The organism is Chryseobacterium sp. Marseille-Q3244, from assembly GCF_940807095.1.
Lineage (GTDB): Bacteria > Bacteroidota > Bacteroidia > Flavobacteriales > Weeksellaceae > Chryseobacterium.
On record NZ_CALNWX010000003.1, the window covers coordinates 504,276 to 511,054 of the forward strand.

Annotated in this window: 7 protein-coding genes; all 7 read right to left on the reverse strand. The window is 36.0% G+C overall.

The genetic code is table 11. The annotated features are described in order from the left end of the window. Positions 1-36: 36 nt before the first annotated feature. Positions 37-1,404, reverse strand: coding sequence for a peptidylprolyl isomerase (locus NBX25_RS08100; protein WP_123908562.1), 1,368 nt, complete (start codon positions 1,402-1,404; stop codon positions 37-39). A gap of 86 nt (positions 1,405-1,490) precedes the next feature. Beyond that, the gene (locus tag NBX25_RS08105) at positions 1,491-2,414 is read right to left on the reverse strand and encodes a PfkB family carbohydrate kinase (protein ID WP_123908563.1); all 924 of its coding nucleotides are present in this window, start codon (positions 2,412-2,414) and stop codon (positions 1,491-1,493) included. A gap of 27 nt (positions 2,415-2,441) precedes the next feature. Continuing rightward, on the reverse strand, positions 2,442-2,999 hold the full coding sequence (gene gldD / locus NBX25_RS08110; protein WP_123908564.1) for a gliding motility lipoprotein GldD: 558 nt from the start codon (positions 2,997-2,999) through the stop codon (positions 2,442-2,444). Positions 3,000-3,043: 44 nt separating this feature from the next. After that, the gene (gene mutY / locus NBX25_RS08115; RefSeq protein WP_250253392.1) at positions 3,044-4,078 is read right to left on the reverse strand and encodes an A/G-specific adenine glycosylase; all 1,035 of its coding nucleotides are present in this window, start codon (positions 4,076-4,078) and stop codon (positions 3,044-3,046) included. 156 nt (positions 4,079-4,234) lie between these two features. After that, complete coding sequence (locus NBX25_RS08120; protein WP_123908566.1) at positions 4,235-4,690, reverse strand: hypothetical protein; 456 nt, start codon at positions 4,688-4,690, stop codon at positions 4,235-4,237. Positions 4,691-4,767: 77 nt separating this feature from the next. Further along, positions 4,768-6,132, reverse strand: a complete 1,365-nt coding sequence (locus NBX25_RS08125) for a DUF5458 family protein (protein WP_123859507.1) — start codon at positions 6,130-6,132, stop codon at positions 4,768-4,770. A 20-nt stretch (positions 6,133-6,152) separates the two neighbouring features. After that, positions 6,153-6,599: a type VI secretion system contractile sheath small subunit gene (locus NBX25_RS08130; protein WP_164464392.1), complete on the reverse strand. Its 447-nt coding sequence runs from the start codon at positions 6,597-6,599 to the stop codon at positions 6,153-6,155. Positions 6,600-6,779 lie beyond the last annotated feature (180 nt).

The window sequence follows — 6,779 nt, forward strand, 5'->3', positions numbered from 1 at the left end:
TAAAAAAAACCTTCAGAAATTCTGAAGGTTTTGATTTTATTTTTTGATTGAGTCTTTCTTCCAGTTGGATTTAAAATTACAATTATCGTAACGTCCATCAATGGAGATGAAAGTGGTTGGTAGCTTGGAATTAACAAATTTCTCAACCATTTCATTTTTCTTTTTATTGAGCGCCATCTGTTTGATACGGCTAAAGTCTGTTTCCAGAGTGATCTGGTGTGCAGGAATAACATCTTCAAGTTTAATGATCTTCACAGCTTTTCTTCTGTTATCTTCATCTTCAAAAGCAGAAGTAATATCTCCTTTATTCAAACCTGCCAATTCATAACTGATTGTTCCAGGAATACTTTCTCTTTCGATTTTGTCTGAACCGTCACCTCCAGGAATTATACCTGCGTTGAACTTGGTTCTTTTATCATCTGAGAACTTGAACGCTGCATCTTTAAACGTCATCTTTCCGTCCATGATTAAACCTCGGATGCTGTCTAATTTTGCTTTTGCTGTCTTAAGTTCTTCATCTGTAGGAGTTGCTTTCAAAAGAATATGTCTTGCGTCATATACTTTCCCTGATCTCTTCAACAACTGAATGATGTGGTATCCGAATTCAGATTCAATAGGATCTGAGATTTCATTTTCCTGAAGGTTTAAAGCTGCTGCTTCAAACGGCTTCACCATTTGTCCTTTGTTGATGTTTTTATATAGTCCTCCATTCGTAGCGGAACCTTCATCTTCAGAGTAAATTCTTGCCTGGCTTTCAAAAGTTTCCCCACCAAGAATATCCTGTTTGATCTTTTTCAGTCTATTGATAAGATCCTGCTTATGAGCTTCCGTTAAGGTAGGATACATCATAATCTGAGCTAAAGTAACCTCATCTTTTACCTGTGGCAGCTGCATTTTATACATATTATAAAAGTCAGTTACCTCATTAGGAGTAACGTCTGCTTTATCAGTAACTCTTTGGTATTTCGCCTGTCCGTAATATTGATCCGTATCGATTTTCTCGATAGCGTTTTTCATTTCGTAAGAATTTCTGAATTTATACGCAGTTAATAATGCTTTTTCATCCGGAAATTGAGAAAGCAACTGACGGTATTTTTGATTAGCCTGCTCTTTGATCGCAGCAGAACGGTTTTCAATTAACGTATCTTTTTTTGCTTCGTATACAAGAAGTTTGTTGTTGATAAGGCTTTCAAGAAACTCACATTTATCTGTGTTGGTAGCTCCCTGCTGTTTCCCATAATTCATCTGCTCCGTAACATCTGATTCCAAAACAATTTCATTTCCGATCACAGCAGCAATACCATCCACTAAATCTCCCGGTTTTAGCTGGGCATTCATCATATTAGAAGAAAATATCATGATGAAAATCCCAAGAAGATAAGTGATTTTTAGTTTATTTGTCATTTTACTATTTTAACAAGTTGCAAATTTAGAATTCTTAACGAATTTCACTCAATTTTTTATTATAAATATTTCTTAAAAAGACTTATTTACTGCAGTTCAACATCAAATGTCGTCAATTCTTTGAATTGTCTCAATCTGCTGAACATATCTGATTCGTTTACTTCTTCTATTCTTTGTGTTCCGAATTTCTCTACCGTGAAAGAAGCCATTGCAGATCCTACGATCAATGCAGACTTCATGGTATCAAAATCAATTTTACCTTTTTTAGCCAAATAAGCTGCAAAACCTCCTGCGAAAGTATCTCCTGCACCGGTTGGATCAAAAACATCTTCTAACGGAAGTGCCGGGATCGCAAATACTTTACCGTCATGGAAAAGTAAAGCTCCGTGCTCTCCTTTTTTAATGATGACATATTCAGGTCCCATTGCATGGATCTTCTTAGCAGCTTTTACCAGAGAATATTCTCCTGAAAGTTGTCTTGCCTCTTCATCATTGATGGTAATTACGTCAGTTTTAGCAATCATATCCATCAAAATATCCCAAGCACAATCCATCCAGAAGTTCATGGTATCAAGGATTACAAGTTTAGGACGGTTGTTCATTTTTTCCAATACGGATAACTGAACTCCAGGATGTAGGTTACCAAGTAATAAAATTTCGGCATCCTGCATAGAATCCGGAATTTTCGGATCAAAGTTCTCCAATACGTTTACTTCTGTAGCCAACGTATCTCTGGTATTCAGATCATTATGATATTTTCCTGACCAGAAGAATGTTTTTCCTTCTTTTACAATTTCAATTCCCTCGATGTTTACTTCTCTGTTCGTGAACATATCAAGATGTTCCTGTGGAAAGTCTCCTCCTACTACAGAAACGATACCGGATTTAACGCCTAAAATAGATGAAGTGATCCCAATATAAGTAGCAGCTCCGCCTAAAATTTTGTCCGTTTTACCAAATGGTGTTTCAATTGCATCAAATGCAACACTTCCTACAACTAAAAGTTTCATATATTTTTCAATGTATATTAAAAGTAATTATTTTTTCCATTCAAAAGAGTCCAACATATGTTTCATATCATTCTTGATATAGTTCACAGCAGGAGCCAGAGAGTCCGGTTTCGGTCTCGTATTAAAGTATAAGTAACCAGTCACGAAATGTTTCGTACTGTCTGTAATGTAAAATTGAAGATTGGAAGCGCTCTGCCCTTTCAGCTCATAGAAATTCCCATATACTTTCTTTTCAGGGTATTCAAAGGATTTTGTGTCTATAGAACTGGCTTTAATGGTATGTTCGTATACCATTTTTTCAGCTTCCTTGATATGTTCTGCAAAGTCATTCTGTATCGGGTAATAGGTTACAAAAACCTTTGCTTTCATCTTTGGATAGTTCAGATAATACCAGCAAGGCTTTTTCGCTGCGGTAATATTAGCGAAATCCGAATACTCGAAGGTATACGCACAGTTGTTTTCAAACTTCTGGTATTTCGGTTCCGGATATTCCAGACGCAGTTCTCCATACGGTTTTGGAACCGGGTCTTTTCCACATGAAATTAAAAGCAGTGATACAAAAATAAAAATGACTTTTTTAATCATTTTGCAAAAGTACAAATTAGATTTCAGATTTCGGAAGACAAATTTCAGTCTTTCAATGAGTTTTGAATGTAATTTTCCAAAGGCTTCGGAAAGGATTTATCATGAGAACCCTGCACGTCCGTAATCTGGTATTGATTTTCAGTAATAAAACGATTCCAGATGTCTTCTGAAGATACCTCAACCTTAAATATTTCAATAGTTAAATTCTTGTGTGTCAGTTTATGGCTAACCGTTTTAGAACCGGTAATAAAGGGCTTCATTTCAGGAGAAATAGAAGACGGAAACTCAAATAATTTCTTCCAGATAAAATCATCTTTTCGCTGACGGATCAGAAACTCCCCGTTTCTATGAACAAAATAATAAGTTAAAGCCAGATCTTCAGCCTTTACTTTTTTTGTTTTGACAGGATAATCTGAAATTTTTTGTAAAGAAAAAGCAAGACAGTCTTCATTTATCGGACATTCTCCACATAATGGATTTTTAGGTTTACAGATTTCTGAACCAATATCCATCATCGCCTGGTTGAAATCTCCCACATTATCAGGCATTACCAAAGTCGCCAATTCTGAAAAATAAGTAAACGCCCTTGAGTTTGAAATATCAAAATCATCAGCAAAGAAACGGCTCAGCACACGGTAAAAGTTTCCATCTACTGCCGGCATTTTTCCACAAAAGCAAATACTTGAAACCGCTGCTGCTGTATACTTTCCAATTCCTTTCAGTTTTAAAATTTCTTCGTACTGATTGGGAAATATACCATTGTAATCATTCATGATCTGCTGCGCAGCTTTATGAATATTGATGGCTCTGGAATAATAGCCTAGTCCTTTCCAATAAAGCAAGACTTCATTTTCATCAGCTTCAGCTAAGGTTTTTACATCCGGAAATCTTTTAATGAAATTATTATAGTGATTGAGCCCCTGATTGATTCTTGTCTGCTGAAATACAATTTCGCAGATCCAAATTTTATACGGATCTTTTGTCTGTCTGAAAGGCAGATCTCTCGCATTATTCCGATACCATTCCAAAAGCCTGTTTCCTACATGAAGAAATTCTGAGGCTGCAATATTCTTTTCCAAAAACCAATCAATTTAAGTCGCTGAAGAGGTTTTGTCTCTTCGCCCTGTATCATTTCAGGAACGCAAAGATAGGTTTATTTTATTTTTTCAAATTCTATCTAATTTTTTAATTTCTATTCTTTATTTATTAAGTTGTATCGTAACAATGAATCTTGCTTATTTTTTCTTCACAGAATATACAGAAGCTCCTCTTAACCACTGGTATTTCAGGTTTCTGTCCTTCGCGATAAAACGATAACCATCCAATTTTTTCAGGTACAGATACATGGAATCTTCTTTCAGCTTTAGCTTGTGAGGAGACAAGAACATCATTGGCATATCCAGCACAGAATCTCTTACTGTTTTTAAAACTTTTCCTGATTTTACTTTATAAAGAAAAAATGGTTTTCCACGGCCCTTTGAACTGTCCGCTAACTTAACTTCCGAACTTGCTAAAACCAGTTCACTACCATCAAAACATTCTTCCTCATCCATAATATAAGCTTTCCCTTCCTGACGTTCGGCTGCAAAAAGGTCATCTTCATATTGATCAGGACTCTGATATTTTTTTTCACAACTTGCTAATACTGCCATTAATAGTATAGGCATACCGATGGCCAGTTTAATATTCATTTTAATATTCATAGGTATTGGTAGAAAAAAACCGATGTAAAAAATGCATCGGTTTTTATATTAAAAATAAGGTGTTATTATTCCTGAGCGTATTCTGCGTCCCATTCGTTACCATCATCTCCTTTGTGTCCGTCAAGTTTAATAACGAAACTTTTTGTAGGGAAATAAGGGGTCATACGGATATCAAGCCATACTCTGTCTTTGTTTACTCTATCTTGTTCGAAACGAACGATCTTGAATTTCTCAATCAATTTGTCCGGTCCTTTGATATTATCAAGGAATGTTACAATTTGTCTTCTCAAATCGTCTTCGTTTTTAGCATTCCAGTTTTCGAAGGCTCTTCTGTTCAGGAAGTCCAGTAATACTTTTGTTACATAGTCGAATACACGAACTACCGAATAGGTTTGAAGACCAATGTTGTCTCCTGTAAATAATGTCTTCGCAGAGAAAGCCATGATTTTACCATATTCGTTAACCATTGGTACAAGACCCATTTTTTCCAACTGAGAAATTTCACTTTTCTTCAATTCGAATTTTACAGCATCTACCTCATTGATATTACCATGTTTTTTACCTGCTGCTACCTGAGACATCAGTGTCTTGTGAATTTTTCCTGCTAATGAAGTGGAAGGAGGAAGTTCTACGTTTTCTTCTTCTCCTACTTCTTCTGCTTTTCCACGTCCTACTAACCAGTTACACGTCATAATAACGTTACTTCTGTGAAGTTCACCACCTGTAAGATTCGCAGAATGGAATAGGTCTACTACATCATCCGGCTTGTCAAGATTAGCAAAGTCTGTAACCATCATTACTTTGTTTTCGTTACAGATTTTAGCCCACTTTTCAATAACTTTATTTGATCCTAAATATCCAGGGATAGCAAGGATTGAGTAGTTATCTCTAAGGTCTAAACGGTCATAGTAATTTTTAAATTCTTCAGAAATGGCATCAATGAATAAAGGATTGTCTAAGTCTGAAACCTGATCCAGGCTTGCATTAACAATACTTACATTATCCACTTTATCCAATTCTGTATTTTTGTAGAATTGAGCTACAGTTCTATAGTTAGTTTCTAACAAACGAACGGCATCTAATGTACTTTTTAAGTTTTTCTTTAAATTTTGATCAGCTTGTTGTGCTTTGGTTTTGCACGTATCTGCCATTTTATCTGCCGATTCGCTACCTTCTAAAAGGCTTACCCAAAGATTGATCTTCTGAAGAAGCTCTTTTCTTTCTTCTGCTTTATTGCCATCGTTAAGAAAGATTTCTTTCCTTGCTTTTCTTGTTGGGTTCATATTGGCGATACCGTCTACAACGGATTCAACAAAGCCAAAACCTCCCATTTTATTGAGTTCCGCAAGCGGGTTACCTTTCGGCTGACCTGAGTGTTGCTGCTGCTGTCCCTGCTGCTGGCTTTCTTGCGCCTGTAATTTGCTATCCATGATTTAATGTAAGTCTTTAATTATTTTTCAAGTTCTTGTGCTACATCCTTCAATACTTCGATGAACGCCGCTCTAGTTTGGTCGTTCTCTAACATATTACGAAGAATTTTATTGGTTTTTAACTGACGTACAATTTTATTGTACTGCTCCTGCTCCATGCTCAGCTGCTGAAGATAGTCAGATTTCTGAGTAAGGCTTTTAGGAGTAAAGTCTCCAAGATTCTGAAAACGGAATTCTTCATCAACCACTCCTCCATCTTCTGTTTCGTGTTGTACTGCCACAGAAGGCTGAAAATGTTTGAAGACATCTTCCACAGTTTTTAATCCTGTTACAATTTCAGGGGTATAAGATTCGTCTGTTGTAAGCTGGCTTACTATCAGTGATTTATTTTCCTGTATTTCCTGAATAGCTTCATTAGCGTCTACTTTTACCTCGTTTCCGCCAACACCATAATTAAACATTGCCATATTATTATTATTTTGAGATTTACTATTTGGTTTTGGATCTGTCTTTGAGTAATTTACTACCGTCCTGTGCCCCTAATGTCATGGTCAGCGCAACAATTCCATCTGTCCGGTTAAGATTATTGATAGTCTGCTTCAAATCTATATTAGAAACATTATTATCAGTAATACTCACATTTCCCC